Source organism: Mediterranea massiliensis (assembly GCF_900128475.1).
GTDB classification, from domain to species: domain Bacteria; phylum Bacteroidota; class Bacteroidia; order Bacteroidales; family Bacteroidaceae; genus Bacteroides; species Bacteroides massiliensis_E.
This window is the reverse complement of sequence record NZ_LT635836.1, coordinates 579,142-597,914: the sequence shown is the minus strand read 5'-3', so window position 1 is coordinate 597,914 and position 18,773 is coordinate 579,142. Positions and strand designations below refer to the sequence as shown.

26 protein-coding genes are annotated in these 18,773 nt (G+C 55.1%); 19 read left to right on the top strand and 7 right to left on the bottom strand.

What is annotated here, in order from left to right:
- The first annotated feature begins 4 nt into the window (after positions 1-4).
- The 4 genes from BQ7483_RS07290 to BQ7483_RS07275 all read left to right on the top strand — a co-directional run bounded on the left by BQ7483_RS07290 (position 5) and on the right by BQ7483_RS07275 (position 2,065).
- Positions 5-223, top strand: coding sequence for a winged helix-turn-helix domain-containing protein (locus tag BQ7483_RS07290; RefSeq protein ID WP_072545372.1), 219 nt, complete (start codon positions 5-7; stop codon positions 221-223).
- Positions 223-348: a flavodoxin gene (locus BQ7483_RS07285; protein ID WP_083535673.1), complete on the top strand. Its 126-nt coding sequence runs from the start codon at positions 223-225 to the stop codon at positions 346-348. Before BQ7483_RS07290 ends, BQ7483_RS07285 begins: the two co-directional genes overlap by 1 nt.
- A 108-nt stretch (positions 349-456) precedes the next feature.
- Complete coding sequence (locus tag BQ7483_RS07280; protein WP_072545371.1) at positions 457-1,377, top strand: helix-turn-helix transcriptional regulator; 921 nt, start codon at positions 457-459, stop codon at positions 1,375-1,377.
- Between the two features lie 94 nt (positions 1,378-1,471).
- Complete coding sequence (locus BQ7483_RS07275) at positions 1,472-2,065, top strand: RteC domain-containing protein (RefSeq protein ID WP_072545370.1); 594 nt, start codon at positions 1,472-1,474, stop codon at positions 2,063-2,065.
- Between the two features lies 1 nt (position 2,066).
- Here the strand turns inward: BQ7483_RS07275 and mobC are convergent, their stop codons facing one another.
- From mobC to mobA, 3 genes are read right to left on the bottom strand one after another with little or no spacing between them, the layout of a single operon-like run.
- Entirely contained in the window at positions 2,067-4,082 is a 2,016-nt protein-coding gene (gene mobC, locus BQ7483_RS07270; RefSeq protein ID WP_071150634.1) for a conjugal transfer protein MobC, read from the bottom strand.
- 57 nt (positions 4,083-4,139) lie between these two features.
- Positions 4,140-5,369 (bottom strand): conjugal transfer protein MobB, encoded by a 1,230-nt coding sequence (gene mobB / locus BQ7483_RS07265; protein WP_071150633.1) that lies wholly within the window; start codon positions 5,367-5,369, stop codon positions 4,140-4,142.
- Positions 5,344-5,787, bottom strand: a complete 444-nt coding sequence (mobA, locus tag BQ7483_RS07260; protein ID WP_071150632.1) for a conjugal transfer protein MobA — start codon at positions 5,785-5,787, stop codon at positions 5,344-5,346. Before mobA ends, mobB begins: the two co-directional genes overlap by 26 nt.
- A 695-nt stretch (positions 5,788-6,482) precedes the next feature.
- Here mobA and BQ7483_RS07255 point away from each other — a divergent pair.
- Genes BQ7483_RS07255 through BQ7483_RS07185 form a run of 15 tightly spaced genes read left to right on the top strand, consistent with a single transcriptional unit; the run spans position 6,483 to position 17,828 of the window.
- Positions 6,483-7,247 (top strand): ParA family protein, encoded by a 765-nt coding sequence (locus BQ7483_RS07255; protein ID WP_072545369.1) that lies wholly within the window; start codon positions 6,483-6,485, stop codon positions 7,245-7,247.
- 3 nt (positions 7,248-7,250) lie between these two features.
- Positions 7,251-7,643, top strand: coding sequence for a DUF3408 domain-containing protein (locus BQ7483_RS07250; protein WP_072545368.1), 393 nt, complete (start codon positions 7,251-7,253; stop codon positions 7,641-7,643).
- 13 nt (positions 7,644-7,656) lie between these two features.
- Entirely contained in the window at positions 7,657-8,349 is a 693-nt protein-coding gene (locus tag BQ7483_RS07245) for a conjugal transfer protein (protein ID WP_072545367.1), read from the top strand.
- Positions 8,350-8,380: 31 nt separating this feature from the next.
- Positions 8,381-8,683: a DUF4134 domain-containing protein gene (locus BQ7483_RS07240; protein ID WP_072545366.1), complete on the top strand. Its 303-nt coding sequence runs from the start codon at positions 8,381-8,383 to the stop codon at positions 8,681-8,683.
- 33 nt (positions 8,684-8,716) lie between these two features.
- The gene (locus tag BQ7483_RS07235) at positions 8,717-9,037 is read left to right on the top strand and encodes a DUF4133 domain-containing protein (RefSeq protein WP_071150627.1); all 321 of its coding nucleotides are present in this window, start codon (positions 8,717-8,719) and stop codon (positions 9,035-9,037) included.
- Positions 9,034-11,538: a TraG family conjugative transposon ATPase gene (locus tag BQ7483_RS07230; protein WP_072545365.1), complete on the top strand. Its 2,505-nt coding sequence runs from the start codon at positions 9,034-9,036 to the stop codon at positions 11,536-11,538. Before BQ7483_RS07235 ends, BQ7483_RS07230 begins: the two co-directional genes overlap by 4 nt.
- Positions 11,539-11,542: 4 nt before the next feature.
- The gene (locus BQ7483_RS07225) at positions 11,543-11,824 is read left to right on the top strand and encodes a DUF3876 domain-containing protein (RefSeq protein WP_072545364.1); all 282 of its coding nucleotides are present in this window, start codon (positions 11,543-11,545) and stop codon (positions 11,822-11,824) included.
- Between the two features lie 26 nt (positions 11,825-11,850).
- Positions 11,851-12,483: a DUF4141 domain-containing protein gene (locus BQ7483_RS07220; protein WP_072545363.1), complete on the top strand. Its 633-nt coding sequence runs from the start codon at positions 11,851-11,853 to the stop codon at positions 12,481-12,483.
- Positions 12,484-12,485: 2 nt separating this feature from the next.
- Positions 12,486-13,493 (top strand): conjugative transposon protein TraJ, encoded by a 1,008-nt coding sequence (gene traJ / locus BQ7483_RS07215; protein ID WP_072545362.1) that lies wholly within the window; start codon positions 12,486-12,488, stop codon positions 13,491-13,493.
- A 30-nt stretch (positions 13,494-13,523) separates the two neighbouring features.
- On the top strand, positions 13,524-14,147 hold the full coding sequence (gene traK, locus BQ7483_RS07210) for a conjugative transposon protein TraK (RefSeq protein ID WP_072545361.1): 624 nt from the start codon (positions 13,524-13,526) through the stop codon (positions 14,145-14,147).
- Positions 14,148-14,153: 6 nt separating this feature from the next.
- The gene (locus BQ7483_RS07205; RefSeq protein WP_072545360.1) at positions 14,154-14,477 is read left to right on the top strand and encodes a TraL conjugative transposon family protein; all 324 of its coding nucleotides are present in this window, start codon (positions 14,154-14,156) and stop codon (positions 14,475-14,477) included.
- The gene (traM, locus tag BQ7483_RS07200) at positions 14,428-15,735 is read left to right on the top strand and encodes a conjugative transposon protein TraM (protein WP_083535671.1); all 1,308 of its coding nucleotides are present in this window, start codon (positions 14,428-14,430) and stop codon (positions 15,733-15,735) included. The genes BQ7483_RS07205 and traM overlap by 50 nt, the downstream gene beginning before the upstream one ends.
- Positions 15,736-15,766: 31 nt before the next feature.
- Entirely contained in the window at positions 15,767-16,765 is a 999-nt protein-coding gene (gene traN / locus BQ7483_RS07195) for a conjugative transposon protein TraN (RefSeq protein ID WP_072545358.1), read from the top strand.
- A 1-nt stretch (position 16,766) separates the two neighbouring features.
- Positions 16,767-17,354, top strand: coding sequence for a conjugal transfer protein TraO (locus tag BQ7483_RS07190; protein ID WP_072545357.1), 588 nt, complete (start codon positions 16,767-16,769; stop codon positions 17,352-17,354).
- A 15-nt stretch (positions 17,355-17,369) separates the two neighbouring features.
- On the top strand, positions 17,370-17,828 hold the full coding sequence (locus BQ7483_RS07185; RefSeq protein WP_072545356.1) for a DUF3872 domain-containing protein: 459 nt from the start codon (positions 17,370-17,372) through the stop codon (positions 17,826-17,828).
- A 31-nt stretch (positions 17,829-17,859) separates the two neighbouring features.
- On the opposite strand, the gene BQ7483_RS17725 is transcribed toward BQ7483_RS07185, so the two are convergent.
- The 4 genes from BQ7483_RS17725 to BQ7483_RS07170 are packed head-to-tail and all read right to left on the bottom strand — an operon-like array spanning position 17,860 to position 18,772.
- Entirely contained in the window at positions 17,860-18,027 is a 168-nt protein-coding gene (locus BQ7483_RS17725) for a hypothetical protein (RefSeq protein ID WP_154673571.1), read from the bottom strand.
- 4 nt (positions 18,028-18,031) lie between these two features.
- Entirely contained in the window at positions 18,032-18,277 is a 246-nt protein-coding gene (locus BQ7483_RS07180) for a DUF6956 domain-containing protein (protein WP_071150617.1), read from the bottom strand.
- Positions 18,270-18,503 (bottom strand): DUF3873 domain-containing protein, encoded by a 234-nt coding sequence (locus tag BQ7483_RS07175; protein ID WP_071150844.1) that lies wholly within the window; start codon positions 18,501-18,503, stop codon positions 18,270-18,272. Before BQ7483_RS07175 ends, BQ7483_RS07180 begins: the two co-directional genes overlap by 8 nt.
- 11 nt (positions 18,504-18,514) lie before the next feature.
- Complete coding sequence (locus tag BQ7483_RS07170) at positions 18,515-18,772, bottom strand: hypothetical protein (RefSeq protein WP_071150616.1); 258 nt, start codon at positions 18,770-18,772, stop codon at positions 18,515-18,517.
- Position 18,773: the final 1 nt, after the last annotated feature.

Sequence of the window (18,773 nt, the reverse complement as noted above, 5' to 3'; positions counted from 1 at the left end):
ACGTATGTATAAAAATATGATTGGTAAAAATGCGGGCGTTGTATGGCGCACGTTGCGTGATAACAAAACCGTTTCGATGAAGGAACTGGTTGAACTAACAGAATTAAATCCAACAGATTTGGCATTTGCCATCGGCTGGTTGGCGAGGGAAAATAAAATCATGATATACTTCCGGAATGACACCCTGTATTTTGACCTGCTGTTCCATGAAACTTATTATTGATGAACATATTCATTGAGAGCCATGACCTGAAAGACAAAGTGTTCATTCCGTTTGCCACTTCTAGCGGTAGTGGCATAAGCAATAGCGTAAAAGAATTACGGAAAACTTATCCCAGCTTGGAATGATAGGACGGCAAGCTGCTGAACAGAGCAAGCCGGAATACTATACAAAGTTGGGCCAGTGATATGATGGAATAACAGTAAATTCCATAAAATCAAAAAATCCCCGAACTGATGAAAGGTCAAGGAAAAGGAGTACGCAGTTTTAAGGAAGGTGTGAAAAACATTGAAAATGGAATAGAAACAAATAATAAATTACTAATCAAATGCAAGGATACAATGACAGTTCGTGATTTCTTATATGGTAATTTACCCCAAGAAATTCTACATTCGGGTATTTTCATCCGAACGGTAGCATCACTGGAACATTCCAATTATCTCGAACTGCTTGTGCAAGATAACAAATTAATGCCATTGACAACAGAAAACCCAATTATCAATGACATAGCCTCTGTATTAATTCAAAACAAAATATATCTTTGTTCTGATTATGCAGATTATCAGCAATATCTCCTAATAACATGTCTTTCTTCTGAAGAAAAGACCGTTTTATTCCTCATTTCTATTGCACAACAATACATAGAAGAAAAACGAATAGAAGAATTAAAAACATTGTCGTTCATCCTTTATATGTTGAGTGATTTTGTTCGTCTATCTCCCATTGTATGTCTTATAGACAAATATCTTTATCAACAACGCATTATTGCACATCAAAACATCCTAAATGAAAAAGTCCATAAAGAAATAGACATCCTGATTAAATTGGCAGAACCTCTTCACCAATACAGTTTCATCGATTCCGTATTCAAGCATCATAGTGAAGCCAAAGATGTAAAGGAACTGGCCGCCCTTTGCGGATATTCCTATTCCACGTTCAAACGACTGTTTAGTGAACATTTCCATACCTCTCCATACAAATGGATGTTGAAACAGCGTAAGGAACAGGTAATGTATCTGATTCAGTTCAGCAAGTTTCTCCCTTTTGAAATCGCCGACCGATGCAATTTTTCGTCTGCCAGCTATTTCAATTCTTTCTGCAAGAAGTATCTTGGCGACACTCCCGGTAATCTCATCACCCGTTTTCGACAATTCTGATTTGGACATTTTAAACAATCTGTTGAGCCAAATAAAGAATTCATTTCTCGCATATAGAGCCTAACTTTGTGGCTTTTAACAAGCTGCAATGTTAATGGAACCTATACATAATTTGAAATATATCCGTCTGCTCAATGCTTCCCAAGTCAGCATTGATGAACTCAACGACGCTTTCGAGGATTTTGCCCATGCAATACTCTGTCATTGTATGGATAACAACCCTTTGGGAAAAGTCTATTTCTGGTTGAACCATATTAAAGTCATCCTCTTGGTAAACAAATACCGGCATGAACATTGCCGGGCACATATCCATGCGGCCATCCAATACACGGATTCCGCCATTGAATGGGTATGCAAGAATCCTCCTGTAAAAGAAGAATCCGGAGGAAAAAATTTTCCCGCAAATTCGGCATCTATCCGCTGGACGGATGACATAATTCATCTGATAGAAATACTTTATGCCTGCCATGAACTGAAGCTGTTCAATAACGGCGAAATCACACTCAAGCAAGTGGTGGAATACGTGTGCGGCGTGCTCGGCGTGGACGTGAAAAACGCTTCGAGCTACTATGCCCGGATGCGGCGTCGGAAAGGCGACGACCGCACCTATTTCATCGACCGGCTCCGGGAAGTCCTGCTGCGGAAGATGGACACGGACGACGAGAAGCAATACCGGCGGAACAAGTAGCCTACGCCTGTTTGTTCAGTTCCAGCAGGTGCTTCAGATTCGGGTCACTCCCGATACGTTCCAGTTCGTCGGCGACAATCTGCCGGGCTTCCTCCTTAATGCGGTTGTAGTTCTCCTGCACCATTTCCTTCATGCGGTCGATGCCGTCGGCATCCCGGAAGTCGGTGATGACGGGTATCTTCTGGTAAGTCCTTTCTTCTTCCGCCACCTTCTTGGCATCGACCACAATCTCGCAATGGAAAATCTTCTGCTCGATTTTCTCGCCGAAGTTGTCCGCCACCGAACCGACAAACATGCCCTGCGTCAGCGAGGAAATCTTGCTCGGCGGGATAAGGCTGTCCATCTGGGTGGAGATGGAGGTGGACACATCGTTGCGGTTGATGGAGATGGACTGCCGTTTCTGGAGAATCTTGCCGAAGCGCTCGGAGAGCGTCTTGGCCGTCTCGCCCACCACCTGCCCGGAGAAGATGTTGCCGACGGTGTTGATGATGACCTTCGCCTCCTTGTCGGTATAGTCGCGGATGAGCTGCGAGAAGTCCTGAAAGCCCAGCAGCACGGCCACCTTGTTGCTACGCGCGGTGGCGATAAGGTTATCCAGCCCCTTGATGAACACGGTGGGCAGCTCGTCGATGATGATGGAGCTTTTCAGTTTGCCCTTCTTGTTCACCAGTTTGACGATGCGCGAGTTGTACAGTCCGAGCGCCGCCCCGTAGATGGCCTGCCGGTCGGGGTTGTTGCCGATGCAGAGTACCTTCGGCTCGTCGGGATTGTTGATGTCGAGGGAGAACTCGTCGGCGGACATCACCCAATAGAGTGCCGGGGAAATCATGCGCGAGAGCGGTATCTTGGCCGAAGCAATCTGCCCCATGAGCTGGTCGGCAGCCCCGGCGAGCCATGCGTCGAGGAAAGGGCTGAGGTAGTTCTCCAGTTCGGGATAGGAGGACATGATGGGGAAAATCTGCTCGTAGGGCTTGTTCAGGAACTCGACCGCATGGGGGAAGGTGCAATACTTTCCGTTTTTGTAAATGCGTAAAAACCAAATAATTGCAGCAAATAAGATGGTGGGCGACTCGACGAAGAAGTCGCCCTGCTTGGCCGCCCAAGTCCGGTTAAGGTTGAGCATGATGTTGTAGGAACTCTCGTAGGCATCGGAGATGTCGGTCATGAACTTCGGGTTGAGCGGGTTGCAGCGGTGGCTGCGCGAGGGGTCGTCGAAGTTGATGACATAGAACTTCGGCCTGACCTTGTAGCCGTCCAGATGGCGGAGCAGGTGGTTGTAGGCGATGGTGCTCAAGTCCGGAAACTTGAAGTCGTAAATATAGGTGGCATAGCCCTTCTCAATCTGCTGTTTGATATAGGAATTGACCACGGCAAAGGATTTGCCGCTGCCCGGCGTGCCCAAGACAATGGAAGCACGGAAAGGGTTCACCACGTTTATCCAGCCGTGCCACATCTTTTTCCTGTACCAGAAGCGGGTGGGCAGATTGACGGAATACTCGTTCTCGATGAGCCGTGTCTCCTGCATGAAGGATTCGTTCTCGTTGTTGAACACATCCTCCATCAAGTTCTGCCGGAGCAGGCGGGACATCCATACCCCGGCGGCCAAGAGGCAGCCGTAGCCTGCGGATAAGGTGAGCAGATAGAAACCGGTACGCGCCGAAAGGGGCAGCGGCAGGGCAAGCAGCCACCAATTGAAGAAGAACAGCACGATACCGGCGGCAAGCGCCGCCCAGATATGCGGCCACTTAATCTTTTCCTCTTTCACGCCTTTTGTCCCCAAGCAGGAGAGCGCGAGGAACACAAGGGCGAACAGCTTTGTCCAAAGAATGGACGAGAACAGCCCGGTCGTCCGCTGGAAATTGAGCAGTATCCTGTCCACCACCCCGATGTCGATGTTCCATTCCTTCATCGAGGGGTAGCAGAACCAATATACATTGACTATGACGAACAATACGCTGAGGGCACGCATGAAGTCCATGACCTTGGCCAGCCCTCTCAAATCATCTTCCTGTGACATAAGTTATACTTGTTTTAACGGTGATTGAAATTCGGTTGAATGTTATCCGGGCTGCATTCAGTCCTGCCGCCCGTACCTGCGGCGGCGTTTCTTCTTGTCAGGCTTGTGCAGGCGCGGATAGCGCGGAACGGCACCGGTTTCCGGCTCAATGACGGACAACAGCCCTCCCAGTACCTTACCGTCCGTATCGGGTTCCGGCGCAGATGTTGCTATATGTGGCTGTACCTCTTCCGACAGTCCGGGCTGCGCCACGTTGAAACGCGCTTCCAAGGCATTGGCGGAGAACTCCTTGCCGAGCCGGGAGCCGTTGAGCACGGTACGGCTCGTGTGGTCGATGAAGGTTACCCCGTAAATCCTGCCAGATTCATTGCGGCGTAGCACCAAGTCCATGTTCATGACAGCCAGACGGCGGCGGAAATCCACTTCATCCCCGGCCTTGCGCAACGCATCGGCCAACAGAGGGCGCAGCCGCTCGCGGCAACCGTCCGCCCTGATGCGCGAGGCTGACCACTCCATGCGCCGTTGCAAGCCCTCCGCACCCGCCATCCTGCCCAGCCTTGCCGACTTGATGGGGGTCGCCACCTTGTTCCCGTCCGCATCCAATGCCGTATAGACAATGCCGTGATAGGCGCGTCCGCCCGCTTCGCCCCAGACTTCCTCCATGCCTATGTTATATAAAGAGAGCAACGCCCGGAACTCGCCCATCGACTGGAAGCGGTAGAGCTTGAGCAACGGCTTGACGGTATCAGCTATCTGCCGGCGTATGTCGCCCTTCGTCGCATCCACCGGGCGGAGCTTCCACTCCTCCGCCTTCTTCTGCCCCTCTGCCGGATGCAGCTCGTACTTCAGTTCCAACTGCTCGGTTATTTCCTTGCTCCGGCGGTGCTCGAAGCGGTCGGAAATCTTCCTGCCCCCGCTGTCCACGCGCAGGGACACGATGTGGATGTGGTGGCGGTCGATGTCCTCGTGCTTGAAGATAAGAAAAGGCTGGTTGCCGTAGCCCAACTGCTCCATGTACTCCCTGCCGATGGCGGCAAGCTGCCCGTCGGTCAATGCATCGTCGGGATGCGGATTGAGCGAGATGTGGATGACCGGCTTCTCGGTGCGGTAGTGCGAGGGAAGCCATGCCGTGAAAGCCTCCATTGTTCCGCCCATGCGGAAACGCCCGTCCTCCGGGTACGGAAGCAGGTTGGCATCCAATATCTTCGCGTGCCCATTCTCCACCTTCGTCTGGTTGTAAGCCAACGCACCGTACAAGTCCTTACCCGTGCTGATTTTCGCCACCATGCCGCCTGAGTTCTTCGGAAAGTCCGACAATGCGGCGGCTGAGCGCCACCAGTTCGAGGGTCAGCTTCTCCAATTTATAGAGCAATGCCAACGCCTTTTTCTCGGTAAAATGCACATGCAGTTCCTTGACCGCCTGGTTGTAGTTCACACCGATAGCTCGGTACTGCTGGTACAGGGCGGTGAGCTTGGCCACATACTCCATCGTGCCCCGGTCGGTGCGTATGACCCGGAAGCTGTCGCCGAAGATACGCGCGGCGATGAACTTCGACTTGGACGAAAGGCCGGACTGCTCGTAAAGGGTGAGGAACCGGGCGTGCTGCGCGGCGTCGAGATTGACGGTCTCGCGGTGGAAGGCGGGCGCGGACTTGGGTGTCCGTCCGCCTTTCCTTCTTTTCGGGTGTTGCTGTTGTTCATTCATGCTTGCTGTCATTAAAAGGTGAAACCTGCCCGTCCGTGGCCGTGCCGCCGTTATGCCCCATCCTTACAATTTGCGACTTCGGAGCCAAATTGCGCCCCCTGCAAGGGCAAGCGTTTTTTGCGGCAGAAGCGGATGCGTGCTGCAAAAAACACAGCTTGCTATGTTCTGGCGAACATACGTTTTCCCCACCGGTGGGGAAAAGCGCTTTCGGGGAAAGCGGACGATAACCGGACGGTAAGCCTCCGGCCACGCCGACGGATTCATGCCGCAAAGGTAGGAAGCGGAGCCGGTTGCCACACAACATCCCAGCCGGCCACATTATGCCATAGGACAGCCACTTTGCCCTGAGGATAATTCCGATAGGAACCCATACCCTGTTGCAACGTTGGGACAGCCGACTGACCAGCCAGCCCGACATCCAACCGTACCGACAGCCGGGCAGTTGCAGAACAAGACAACCTATCAAGCGGCTAACGGCACAAACAACCGTCCAACCATACCAGCCACCGACACATCAGCCATTCCACCCGGCAATCATACGGATGTCCAACGGACTATCCGGACAATCAGATGTATGACCAACCAGCCAGCCACTCCACGCCAAAGCCGAGCCACTCGCGCCCCGAAGCGTGAAATCCTTTTCCACCGTTCCCGTTTCTCTTTTCCTTTGCCGCATCATTTGAAACGGAACGGTTATGCCAACAGAAAAAGAAACACTTTACATCGCCTTCTCCACCCAGAAGGGAGGGGCGGGCAAGACGACCCTGACGGTGCTGGCGGCCAGCTACCTGCACTACGTGAAAGGGCTGAACGTGGCGGTGGTGGACTGCGACTATCCGCAGCACAGCATCGCCGAAATGCGCAAGCGCGACTTGAAAACCGTCATGGAGGACGAACACTACAAGGCGATGGCCTACCGCCAACTGCAACGTATCGGCAAGAAGGCCTACCCGGTCGTCGAGGGCACGGCGGAGGATGCCGTGGAAAAGGCGGAAGGACTATTGGAGAAGCTGCCCGGCACGGACATCGTGTTCTTCGACCTGCCCGGCACGGTAAACAGCGGCGGCGTGCTGCGGACGCTGGCGAACATGGACTACATTTTCTCGCCCATCGCGGCAGACCGGGTGGTGATGGAAAGCACACTGCGTTTCGCCACCAAGCTGAAGGACACGCTAATGGACACGGGCAAGACGAACATCAAGGGGCTGTACCTGCTGTGGAACATGGTGGACGGGCGCGAGAAGTCGGAACTCTACAGGGTATATGAGGAAATCATCCGGGAGCTGGGATTGCAGGTGCTGCAGACCTTCCTGCCCGACAGCAAGCGGTTCCGGCGCGAACTGACGGGGGAACACAAGGCGGTGTTCCGCTCGACGCTGTTCCCCGTGGACGGCACGCTCGCCAAAGGAAGCCATATCCGGGAGATAACGGAAGAGATACTCACCATTATCGGGAGGTAGGCTATGGGAGAACGGAAGAAAATCAGCCTGACGGAACTGGACGAAAGCTCCATCGTCGCCTCGTTCAAGGAAGAACGGCCCGCTCTGGCCGTCCCTCCTACGGTGGAGCCGGAAACGCCCGCACCCCGCCAAACGGAACAGCCGGACATCAAGCCAGCCCATGAGAGCGAATACCTCCGCCTGTTCATCCACGAGTCTCCCGTATGCGCCCGGTTAGGCAAGACCATCTATCTGCGCAAGGAGTTCCACGAGCGGATACAGCGCATCGTGCAGACCATCGGAGGCAACCGGGTATCGTTGTTCAGCTACGTGGACAATGTGTTAGAGAAGCATTTTGCCGACTGGCAGGGGGACATCGAACGCGAATACAAGCAACGGAATACGGGAATCTTTTAAAAAACAATCATCTATGACAACCTTTATCACGCTATGCGTCGTGGGCTACCTGCTCTGGACAGCCGCCTATCTCCTGTATGAGCGGCATGAACGCCGGAAAAGGCAGCGCGAAAGCGAGGAAACGCTGCCCCGTAAAGTAGCCGACGCGGAAGATATTTTAGGCAAAAGCACATTTTCCCTGTGCCACTCCACGCCACAAGTACCCGAGAAAACGGAAACCGTGAAACCGGAAGTCGAAGCGGGTACTTTTGCAGCGGAATCGGAACGATACCCCAAGGTGGTGTCCGCCGACGAGCTGGACGCGCTCTTTGCCGAAGGCGGGCTGGAACCTGTGGAGGGGCAGGACGAACCGATGGAATACCGGGAAACGGATGCCGGTGAGCCTCCAATAGACGAAGATGAAATGCTGGAAGGCTATGCTCCCAAAGCTACAGGCCTCCGTTTCGAGGACATGGGGTTGGCAGTGCGCATGGCGATGGATGACAGCACCGCCACCGAAGCAGAACGGCAGCAGGCCGGACGTGCACTTGCCGAACTCAAGGGCACGCCGATGTTCGACCAGCTCACCGCCGGGGATGCGGAACGGGAACGGCGCATCGCCTCGCTCATCGAGCTGCATCTGGCGGACTACCGCCGGATACGGCAACCAGAGCCTCCCGCCGAGAGTATCGTACCCGGTGATTTTTCCATTGACGACATTGTTTAACAGCGGTCTATCCGCATAAAACCAACTTTTTATGAACACAACAAAGAGAATCTTTTTCATGGCGGTTTGCCTGATGGCAGCCGGTGCGCTCTATGCGCAAGGTAACGGACAAGCGGGCATCACGGAAGCCACGCAGATGGTCACCTCGTACTTCGACCCGGGAACGAAACTCGTCTATGCCATCGGTGCGGTGGTCGGCCTGATAGGAGGCATCAAGGTATATAACAAGTTCAGTTCGGGTGACCCGGATACGAGCAAGACCGCCGCCTCGTGGTTCGGGGCGTGCATCTTCCTGATAGTCGCCGCCACCATCCTGCGCTCGTTCTTCCTCTAATCCCTATACATAAATAATATATAGAATAGGATTATGGAATATGAACTGAACAAGGGCATCGGGCAGAGCGCGGAGTTCAAGGGGCTGAAGGCACAATACCTGTTCATCTTCGCCGGAGGACTGCTTGCCGTGTTCGTGGTGTTCATCGTGATGTACATGGCAGGAACAGGTCAATGGGTGTGCATCGCCTTTGGCGCGGTATCCGCATCGATACTGGTATGGCTCACATTCCGCCTGAACGCCAAGTACGGCGAGCACGGGCTGATGAAACGGCTCGCCAAACGGCAGCACCCGCGATACCTGATTAACCGGATTAGCGTCCGGAAGTTATTCACCCCAAAGAGAAGCCTATGAGAAATATATTGAAAGCCGCCACGTTGGAAAGCAAGTTCCCGCTGCTGGCCGTCGAGTCGGATTGCATCGTCTCGAAAGACGCGGACATCACCGTGGCCTTCGAAGTGGAGCTTCCCGAACTGTTCACGGTAACCTCTGCCGAATATGCCGCCATCCATGCGGCATGGTGCAAAGCGGTTAAGGTGCTGCCCGACTACACGGTGGTACACAAGCAGGACTGGTTCGTGAAGGAACACTACCGCAGCCGGACGGAGGGCGAAAAGCTCGGCTTCCTCTCGCGGAGCTATGAACTGCACTTCAACGAACGGCCTTTCCTGAACCACTGCTGCTACTTGTATCTGACCAAGACGACCAAGGAGCGGATGCGGATGCAGAGCAGCTTCTCGTCGTTGTGCCGGGGCTTTATCATCCCCAAGGAAGTGAACCGGGACACGGCGGCACGTTTTTTAGATGCCGCCGGGCAGTTCGCCCGCATTGTAAACGACACGGGACTGGTCAGACTGCGCCGTCTGTCGGGCGACGAGGTAACCGGCACGGAGGAACAGTCCGGCCTGCTGGAGAAATACCTCTGCCTGTCGCTGGAGGACACCGGCACGCTGGAGGACATCGAACTGGGCGACGAGGGGGTGCGCATCGGCGACAAACGGCTGTCGGTCTATACGCTCTCGGAACTGGACGCGCTGCCGGGCCGGGTCGGTACGGACAGCCGCTATGAACGGCTCTCCACAGACCGGTCGGACTGCCGCCTCTCCTTCGCCAGCCCGGTGGGGCTGCTGCTCCCATGCAACCACATCTACAACCAGTACCTCTTCATCGACGACAGCGCGGAGAACCTGCAACGCTTCGAGAAGACGGCACGCAACATGCAGTCGCTCTCGCGCTATTCGCGGAGCAACCAAATCAACAAGGAATGGATAGACCTGTACCTGAACGACGCGCATTCCTACGGGCTGACCTCGGTGCGCTGCCATTGCAATGTCATCACGTGGACGGACAACCCGGACGAAGTGAAGGTCATCCGCAACGACACGGGCAGCCAGATTGCCGCAATGGAGTGCAAACCGCGCCACGACACAGTGGATGCCGCCACGCTCTATTGGGCGGGGATGCCGGGCAACGCCGCAGACTTCCCGGCGGAGGAATCATTCTATACCTTCATCGAGCAGGCCGTCTGCTTCTGGACGGAGGAAACGAACTACCGCAGTTCGCTTTCCCCTTTCGGACTGAAGATGTCAGACCGCATCAGCGGGAAACCGCTGCACGTGGACATCTCCGACCTGCCGATGAAACGGGGCATCACCACCAACCGCAACAAGTTCGTGCTGGGCGGTTCGGGTAGTGGCAAGTCGTTCTTCATGAACCACCTTGTCCGCCAATATTACGAACAGGGCACGCACATCGTGCTGGTGGATACGGGAAACTCGTATGAGGGGCTTTGCTCGCTGATACACCAGAAAACCAGGGGCGAGGACGGCATCTACTTCACCTACACCGACGAGCACCCGATAGCCTTCAACCCGTTCTACACCGACGACCGGGTGTTCGACATCGAGAAGCGGGAGAGCATCAAGACGCTGCTGCTCACCCTGTGGAAGAAGGACAACGAACCGGCCACGCGCTCGGAGGAGGTGGCGCTGTCCAACGCCGTGTCGCTCTACATCGAGCGCATCCGCTCGGGGGAAGTGGAAGAACCCTCGTTCAACACCTTCTACGAGTTCGTGAAGTCGGACTACCGGCGGATACTGGAGGAGAAGCAGGTACGGGAGAAGGACTTTGATTTGGCGGGCTTCCTGAATGTGCTGGAACCCTATTACCAGGGCGGCGAGTACGACTTCCTGCTCAACTCGGACAAGCAGCTTGACCTGCTGACGAAACGCTTCATCGTCTTCGAAATCGACCAGATAAAGGACCATCCCATCCTGTTCCCCGTCACGACCATCATCATCATGGAACTGTTCATCAACAAGATGCGCCGTCTGAAAGGCATCCGTAAGATGGTGGTCATCGAGGAAGCGTGGAAGGCCATCGCCTCGGCGAACATGGCGGACTACATCCGCTACCTCTACAAGACCGTCCGCAAGTTCTACGGGGAGGCGGTGGTGGTCACGCAGGAAGTGGAGGACATCATCTCCTCGCCGATAGTGAAAGAGAGCATCATCAACAACTCGGACTGCAAGATTCTCCTTGACCAGCGGAAATACCTGAACAAGTTCGACCAGATACAGACGCTGCTCGGGCTGACGGACAAGGAGAAGGGGCAGATTCTTTCGGTGAACATGTCCAACGACCCGACGCGCAAGTACAAGGAGGTGTGGTTCGGGCTTGGCGGCGTGCAGTCGGCGGTGTATGCAACGGAAACCTCGTTGGAGGAATACCTCTGTTACACCACCGAAGAGAGCGAGAAGGTGGAGGTGCAGCGCATGGCGGAGAAGCTCGGCGGCAACATCGAGCTGGCCATCAAGCGGCTGGCAGAGGAGAAAAGGAACGCAAGGAAAGGATGAGCCTATGGAATATGCAACGTTGTTCCCGCTCGACCGCATCTGCGGGCGGTGGAAAAGCCGGGGCAAGTCGCCCCCGGTCAGGGTGTACCGCGAAGGGCATACGTACCGCATCGCCCTCGCCTACCGCTGGGGAGCCGTGCTGACCGCCACGCTCTACCGGAACGGGCAAGGGACATGGGCGGAACTGCCCGAAAGGGTGCAGGTCGCCTATGACGAAGAAAACGAGCGGCTCGTGCTCGCCTCGGAAGGGGTGTATGTACGGGATTGCAGGGAATATGAATATTGACAAGAACATTTTAATCATCAACGGATATGAATAAAAGAATAACAGCAATCTGTCTTACGGTTTTGCTCTGCACCGCCACGACGGTCCGGGCGCAATGGGTGACCTTTGACCCGTCGAACCTCGCGCAGAGCATCGTGAACACCACGCGGAACGTGATACAGACCACCACGACCGCTGAGAACATGGTGAAGAACTTTCAGGAAACGGTCAAGATTTACGAGCAGGGAAAGAAGTATTACGACGCGCTCAAGTCGGTGCATAACTTGGTGAAGGACGCCCGCAAGGTGCAACAGACCGTGCTGCTCGTGGGGGAAATATCGGACATCTACGTGAACTCGTTCCAGAAGATGCTTGCCGACGAGAACTACACGACGGACGAACTGGCCGCCATCGCCTCGGGCTACACGAAGATGCTGGAGGAAAGCAGCGGGATGCTCGACGAGCTGAAGACGGTCGTCACGCAGACCGGCCTTTCAATGACGGACAAGGAGCGCATGGACCTGATAGACCGCATCTACCGCGATGTGAAGAACCACCGCAACTTAGTCCGCTACTATACGAACCGCAACATCGGCGTGTCGTACCTCCGGGCAAAGGAGAAGAACGACACGCGGCGCGTGCTCGACCTGTACGGGACCGATAACCAAAGATACTGGTAGCCATGACGGGAGAAAGTACATTCGGCAACCTGCATGAAGTGCTGCGCAGCCTTTATGACGAGATGATGCCGCTCTGCTCGGACATCACGGGCGTGGCCACCGGGGTGGCGGCATTGGGCGCGTTGTTCTACGTGGCCTCACGGGTGTGGCAGGCGCTCTCACGTGCCGAGCCGATAGATGTGTATCCGCTGTTCCGTCCGTTTTGCATCGGGGCGTGCATCATGTTCTTCCCCACCTTCGTGTTAGGAACCATCAACGGCATCATGAGTCCCATCGTCACCGGTTGCCACGGCATCCTGCAAGGGCAGACGCTCGACATGGAGGAGTACGCCGAGAAGCGGGAGAAACTGGAATACGAGGCTTTGGTGCGTAACCCGGAAACGGCCTATCTGGTCAGCGACGAGGAATACGAGCGGCAGATTGAAGACTTGGGCTGGACACCGTCGGAACTGAAGACGATGGCGGGGATGGCCATCGAGCGCGGCAAGTATGAAATCAAGCAGACCATCAGCAACGCCTTCCGCAGTTTTCTGGAACTGCTCTTTCAGGCGGTGGGGCTGATACTGGACACGCTGAGGACATTCTTCCTTATCGTGCTCTCCATCTTGGGGCCGCTGGCATTCGCCATTTCGGTGTATGACGGTTTCCACAGCACGATGGTGCATTGGATATGCCAGTATATCAGCATCTACCTGTGGCTGCCCATCTCCGATTTGTTCAGTTCGGTGCTGGCACGCATCCAGACGCTGATGATTGAGAAGGACATCGCGGCATTGACCGACCCGAACTTCGTGCCGGACACGAACAACTCGGCCTACATCATCTTCATGCTCATCGCCATCGTGGGGTATTTCACCATCCCGACGGTATCGACATGGGTGATACAGGCGGCGGGCGCTGGCAACTACGGCAAGCAGGTGAACAACTCCGCCGTCAAGACCGGCAAAGTGGCGGCAGCGGCTACCGGGGCTGGTGCCGGGCATGTCGCGGGCAAGCTGCGGGGCAAATGATTCAACAATCAACAACAAGAATTAAAGAAAATGGAATTCAAGTCATTAAAGAACATCGAAACGAGCTTCCGGCAGATACGCACGATGGCAATAGCCTTCGTCGTGCTGTGCGCGTTGGTCACGGGCTACGCGCTGTGGAGTTCATACAGCTTCGCCGAGAAGCAGCGGGAGAAAATCTACGTGCTGGACAACGGCAAGTCGCTCATCCTCGCGCTCTCGCAAGACCTTTCCCAGAACCGTCCGGTCGAGGCGCGGGAACATGTCAGGCGGTTCCACGAACTGTTCTTCACACTCTCGCCCGACAAGGCGGCCATTGAGGGCAACATCCGCCGGGCATTGTACCTGTGTGACGAAAGTGCCTTCCGCTACTACAAGGACTGGGAAGAGAAGGGGTATTACAACCGAATCATCTCGGCGAACATCAACCAGACCGTGCGGGTGGACAGCGTGGCGTGCGACTTCGAGCGTTACCCCTATATCGTGACGACCTATGCCCGCCAGTCGCTCGTCAGGAGCAGCAACATCACCGAGCGCAGTCTTGTAACCCGCTGCCGCCTGCTGAACTCGGTGCGGTCGGACAACAATCCTCACGGTTTCACGATGGAGCAGTTCACCATTCTGGAGAACCGCGATTTACGGACCATAGAAAGGTAAAGGCGTATGGGAAAGACAAGAAAGTGGCTCCATTACATCCCTGACCGGATAAGCGACGGGATGCGCTGCGTGTGCGGGCGGATGTCGCCCGATGTGCGGCTCATCGTGGTGGTGGCGATGCTCGTGGGATTCAGCGCCCTCTCCATCTACATCACCGTGTCGTCGATATACAACATCGGCAAACGCCGGGGAGAGCAGATGAGAATAGAACGGATGCGGCAGTTGGAACTGCATCCGGGCATAAGTAAAGACAGTATCCATTTTAATCATGACAGGAAACATGAAAGAGAACAAAACGGAAAAACAGCCGGAAACGGCAAAAAAGAATGAACTCGGGCGGAAGGAGTCCCAACCGCTGACTCCCGAAGAAATCCGGAAACGGAGGAAGATGCTGGTCTATCCGCTGTTGTTCCTTGTCTTCGGCGTGGCGATGTGGCTGATATTCGCACCGTCGGACGAGGGGGAGAGCCTGCCCGACGGCTTCAACGTGGAAGTGCCCATGCCGGAGGAAAAGAACCTGCCTTCGGACAAGCGTGCCGCCTACGAACAGCAGGATTTCGAGCGCAAGCAGCGGGAGAAGATGAGCACCCTGCAGGACTTGGCGGTGGCGGAGGATGATACGGACAGGGAGGCCGTGGAAGATGTGTTCCAGACCGAAGAAACTGCATCATCGGGCAGGTCGTCCATCCGCACCTCGGCAGATGCCTACCGGGACATCAACCGGCAGATTGGCAGCTTCTACGAGCAGCCGGAGCCGGAGGACGACCAGAAAACGCTGGAACTGGAGTGGCGCATACAGGAACTGGAACGCCGGGCGGAAGAGGAACGCCGGGCGGAAGAGGAACGCAAGGCAAAGGAAACCGCCGACGAGCAGCTCCGCCTGATGGAGAAATCCTACGAGATGGCCTCGCGCTACCTGCCGCAAGAGGGTGGCGGAGCGAAGTCCGTACCCGTAACGGAAACGGAGGGAAGGACGGTCAGCCCGGTCACGCAGGTGGCGGAACAGGTCGTGTCGATGCTGGCACAACCGATGTCCGATGCCGAGTTCATGGAACGGTACAGCCGTCCACACAATCTGGGGTTCCATACCGTGTCGGACCATGCGGGCGTATCGGCCCGGAACAGCATCCGTGCCTGCATCCGGCGCACGGTCACGGTAAGCGACGGCAAGGAGGCGGAAATCCGCCTGCTGGAACCGGTCGATGTCGGGGGCATGTATATACCGGCCAACACCGTGCTGACCGCTACGGCACGCATCAACGGGGAGCGCATGGAACTGACCGTCAGCTCCATTGCCTATAAAGGGAGGGTCGTGCCGGTGGAACTGGAGGTATATGACATGGGCGGCATGAAAGGCATCTCCGTGCCGGGGTCGCAGGAACTGACCGCACTCAAGGAGATGGCGGCCAACATGGGTTCCACGATGGGCAGCAGCATCAACATCTCCACCGATGCCGGGGCGCAACTGGCCTCGGACTTGGGACGCGGTGCGATACAGGGGCTGTCGCAATACCTCGCCACGAAGTTCCGCACCGTCAAGGTAACGCTCAAAGCGAACCACGCGGTGCTGCTTGTGCCCAAGAAATAATCTTATGTATCACTATTATTCACAAGGAAAAATGAAGAAAATTATGCTTATGGCGGCTCTCATGACCGCAATGACCCATGCCCAAGCGCAGAGGGTCGTGGAAGAAACCGACTTGAAAGAAACGGAAGAAACAGTAGAGCAAACTGAAACGGGCGATGATGGGGTAAAACAAAGCCCGTCCACCGGCGACCTGTTCGACGGGCTGACACGCCCGATAACCTTCGACCGGATGATACCACCGTATGCGCTGGAGGTTACGTTTTACAAGACCGTGCATATCATCTTTCCCTCCGCCATCAAGTATGTGGACTTGGGTTCCGCCGACATCATTGCGGGCAAGGCGGACGGCTCGGAAAACGTGCTCCGGGTGAAGGCCGCCCTGCGCGACTTCTCCCGAGAGACCAATCTGGCGGTGATAACCGAGGATGGGAGCTACTATACTTATAACGTGAAATATGCCGACGAGCCGGTCAAGCTGAACATCGAGATGAAGGACTTCCTGCACGACGGGGAGGCGGTGAACCGCCCGAACAATTCGCAGGAGGTTTATCTGAAGGAGTTGGGCAGCGAATCACCGCTGTTGGTGCGGCTCATCATGAAGTCCATCCACAAGGACGACAAACGGCTGGTGAAGCATATCGGCTGCAAACGCTTCGGCATCCAGTACATCCTGAAGGGAATCTATACGCACAACGGGCTGCTCTACTTCCACACGGAACTGAAGAACTCTTCCAACGTGCCGTTCACGGTGGACTTCGTGTCGTTCAAGGTGGTGGACCGGAAAGTGGCGAAGCGCACCGCCATCCAAGAGCAGGTGATTGTACCGCTGCGTGCCTATAACTACGTGACGGAGATTGGCGGCAAGAGCCGGGAGCGCACGGTGTTCACTCTGCCCAAATTCACCCTGCCGGACGACAAGCAACTGGTGGTGGAAATAAACGAGCAGAACGGCGGGAGGCATCAGCAGTTCACGGTCACCAATGCCGAACTGGTGCGTGCCCGTGTCATCAACGAACTGAAGGTGAAGTAAGATGAAACGGACGGTGTTTATTCTAATCGGCATGGCGCTGTGCCTTGTCCTTGCAGACAAGGTGCAGGCGCAACGCTGTCTGCCGGGCATGAAAGGGCTGCGGCTGACGGCGGGCATGGCGGACGGCTTCCATTCGGCAAGCCGGCGCAATGAGTTGGGCTACCACTTCGGGCTGTCGATGGACTCGTACACGAAAGGGTGCAGCAAGTGGGTGTTCGGTGCGGAGTACCTGCAAAAGTACCACCCGTACAAGGACACGCGCCTGCCGATGTCGCAGTTCACGGCGGAAGGGGGATACTACTACAACTTCCTCTCGGACGCGAACAAAGTGTTCCTCTGCTACGTGGGCGGCTCGGCGATGGCGGGTTATGAAACGGTGAATTGGGGCGAGAGCCTGCTTTATGACGGGGCACGCATCACGGACGGCGACGCTTTCGTCTATGGCGGCGCGGTATCGCTGGAGATAGAAACCTACCTCACCAACCGGACAGTACTGCTCCTCCATGCGCGTGAACGCTGCCTGTGGGGTGGCGGTACGGGAAATTTCCACTTCCAGTTCGGGGTGGGGCTGAAATTCATATTGGACTAATAAATCATCAAGACAATGAAAAGAATGACTGAACTGATTTTTACCGCCGGTTTCGCATTGGTAGCCGCCGTGCTGCTTTGCGCCTGTTCCGACAAGCTGGACATCCAGCAGGTGTATGAGTTCGATTTGGCAACCCTGCCGGTACAGAGTACCATCGTGGAAGGCGGGGAAGCCGAAATACGCTGCCAGTTGGTACGCAGCGGGCGGTACGAGGAAACGGAGTATTTCATCCGCTATTTCCAGCCTACGGGCAAGGGGGAGCTTCGTCTGGAGGACGGCACGGTATTGCTGCCCAATGACCTTTATTCGTTGCCGGGCGAGACCTTCCGGCTCTATTACAGGTCGCTCTGCACCGACCAGCAGACGATTGACATCTACATTGTGGATTCGTTTAACCAGACGGTAACCAAGAGCTTTTCGTTCAACAACGAGACGGAAGAAGGAGTAGAGAACCCGGAACAGCCTGCTCCATAATACTGACGGCTATGCTTTGTTTTGCCATTGCTTACTTGACGCTTCTTGCCGTAACCGGCTGTTGCATCTGGCGTGCCATACGCCATGCCCCGACTGATACGGAGCTTTGGGGCGAGGAAACGGACTGACATGCCTGTGGTGTGAAACGGTTGCAGCCCGTCGGATTGGTTCTGGCGGGCTGCTTCTGCAAGCGCATCATCCCTCTACAATTCCTTCATTTCCGCTATGGGCATGTAATGTTCCAACCATTCCCTTACGGGCTTCATGTTGTATTCGGATGTGATGACTGCCGTATAGCCGTTTATCGGGGTGAAGCGTGTGGTCTCGTAATCGTCCACCCACTTCTTCAGGCTGTCCACGCCCCATGTGTCGATGTCCTCAAACCTACCGTCCAAAACCTCGATGGGTTCGCTAAATGTGATTATCAGCGTTTCGTAACCGTCATTCATTGCCGGCCTCCTTTCTTTCCTTTTCCGATAACCATGCATCGCGCCTGCGGCGGCATTCCTCCAAAGTCGGAGCCACGCAGGAGAACAATTCCCCATCGGATGCCCTGTAATCGTACTGCACAAGCGTGCGTTTTCTTCTCCCAAAACCAGTCTGGAATTTCTCGAATTGTTCCGTTCCTGCTGCCCGGCAGGTCGAAACGCCGTTTTCTGTCATTCTTGTAACCATCATACAATTCCTTAAAATTCGACAATCAATAAGCGGTTCTCCATGCACTTGTCCGGGTCAGATGCCATCCTTTGTTTGAGCCAAAAGTGGCTGCTCCCGTATCCGAAAGCGAAGAAGCGGTTGAACTCCTTGCTTTGTGCAAATACTTTCACCAGTTCGCGAAGCTCCTGTTCGTCCTTTGTCAGCGTCACGGAATTGATGAACTTTACCAACACTTCGGGTATCCGCTCGTCCCACCCGAAAATCATGCTTTCAATCTTTACGTCCATA

What these genes read in the sequence shown, in the direction of transcription:
- BQ7483_RS07290 (WP_072545372.1), top strand. Translation starts at nt 5, where the DNA reads ATGTATAAAAATATGATTGGTAAAAATGCGGGCGTTGTATGGCGCACG.
- BQ7483_RS07285 (WP_083535673.1), top strand. Translation starts at nt 223, where the DNA reads ATGAACATATTCATTGAGAGCCATGACCTGAAAGACAAAGTGTTCATT.
- BQ7483_RS07280 (WP_072545371.1), top strand. Translation starts at nt 457, where the DNA reads ATGAAAGGTCAAGGAAAAGGAGTACGCAGTTTTAAGGAAGGTGTGAAA.
- BQ7483_RS07275 (WP_072545370.1), top strand. Translation starts at nt 1,472, where the DNA reads ATGGAACCTATACATAATTTGAAATATATCCGTCTGCTCAATGCTTCC.
- mobC (WP_071150634.1), bottom strand. Translation starts at nt 4,082, where the DNA reads ATGTCACAGGAAGATGATTTGAGAGGGCTGGCCAAGGTCATGGACTTC.
- mobB (WP_071150633.1), bottom strand. Translation starts at nt 5,369, where the DNA reads ATGGTGGCGAAAATCAGCACGGGTAAGGACTTGTACGGTGCGTTGGCT.
- mobA (WP_071150632.1), bottom strand. Translation starts at nt 5,787, where the DNA reads ATGAATGAACAACAGCAACACCCGAAAAGAAGGAAAGGCGGACGGACA.
- BQ7483_RS07255 (WP_072545369.1), top strand. Translation starts at nt 6,483, where the DNA reads ATGCCAACAGAAAAAGAAACACTTTACATCGCCTTCTCCACCCAGAAG.
- BQ7483_RS07250 (WP_072545368.1), top strand. Translation starts at nt 7,251, where the DNA reads ATGGGAGAACGGAAGAAAATCAGCCTGACGGAACTGGACGAAAGCTCC.
- BQ7483_RS07245 (WP_072545367.1), top strand. Translation starts at nt 7,657, where the DNA reads ATGACAACCTTTATCACGCTATGCGTCGTGGGCTACCTGCTCTGGACA.
- BQ7483_RS07240 (WP_072545366.1), top strand. Translation starts at nt 8,381, where the DNA reads ATGAACACAACAAAGAGAATCTTTTTCATGGCGGTTTGCCTGATGGCA.
- BQ7483_RS07235 (WP_071150627.1), top strand. Translation starts at nt 8,717, where the DNA reads ATGGAATATGAACTGAACAAGGGCATCGGGCAGAGCGCGGAGTTCAAG.
- BQ7483_RS07230 (WP_072545365.1), top strand. Translation starts at nt 9,034, where the DNA reads ATGAGAAATATATTGAAAGCCGCCACGTTGGAAAGCAAGTTCCCGCTG.
- BQ7483_RS07225 (WP_072545364.1), top strand. Translation starts at nt 11,543, where the DNA reads ATGGAATATGCAACGTTGTTCCCGCTCGACCGCATCTGCGGGCGGTGG.
- BQ7483_RS07220 (WP_072545363.1), top strand. Translation starts at nt 11,851, where the DNA reads ATGAATAAAAGAATAACAGCAATCTGTCTTACGGTTTTGCTCTGCACC.
- traJ (WP_072545362.1), top strand. Translation starts at nt 12,486, where the DNA reads ATGACGGGAGAAAGTACATTCGGCAACCTGCATGAAGTGCTGCGCAGC.
- traK (WP_072545361.1), top strand. Translation starts at nt 13,524, where the DNA reads ATGGAATTCAAGTCATTAAAGAACATCGAAACGAGCTTCCGGCAGATA.
- BQ7483_RS07205 (WP_072545360.1), top strand. Translation starts at nt 14,154, where the DNA reads ATGGGAAAGACAAGAAAGTGGCTCCATTACATCCCTGACCGGATAAGC.
- traM (WP_083535671.1), top strand. Translation starts at nt 14,428, where the DNA reads ATGAAAGAGAACAAAACGGAAAAACAGCCGGAAACGGCAAAAAAGAAT.
- traN (WP_072545358.1), top strand. Translation starts at nt 15,767, where the DNA reads ATGAAGAAAATTATGCTTATGGCGGCTCTCATGACCGCAATGACCCAT.
- BQ7483_RS07190 (WP_072545357.1), top strand. Translation starts at nt 16,767, where the DNA reads ATGAAACGGACGGTGTTTATTCTAATCGGCATGGCGCTGTGCCTTGTC.
- BQ7483_RS07185 (WP_072545356.1), top strand. Translation starts at nt 17,370, where the DNA reads ATGAAAAGAATGACTGAACTGATTTTTACCGCCGGTTTCGCATTGGTA.
- BQ7483_RS17725 (WP_154673571.1), bottom strand. Translation starts at nt 18,027, where the DNA reads ATGATGCGCTTGCAGAAGCAGCCCGCCAGAACCAATCCGACGGGCTGC.
- BQ7483_RS07180 (WP_071150617.1), bottom strand. Translation starts at nt 18,277, where the DNA reads ATGAATGACGGTTACGAAACGCTGATAATCACATTTAGCGAACCCATC.
- BQ7483_RS07175 (WP_071150844.1), bottom strand. Translation starts at nt 18,503, where the DNA reads ATGGTTACAAGAATGACAGAAAACGGCGTTTCGACCTGCCGGGCAGCA.
- BQ7483_RS07170 (WP_071150616.1), bottom strand. Translation starts at nt 18,772, where the DNA reads ATGGACGTAAAGATTGAAAGCATGATTTTCGGGTGGGACGAGCGGATA.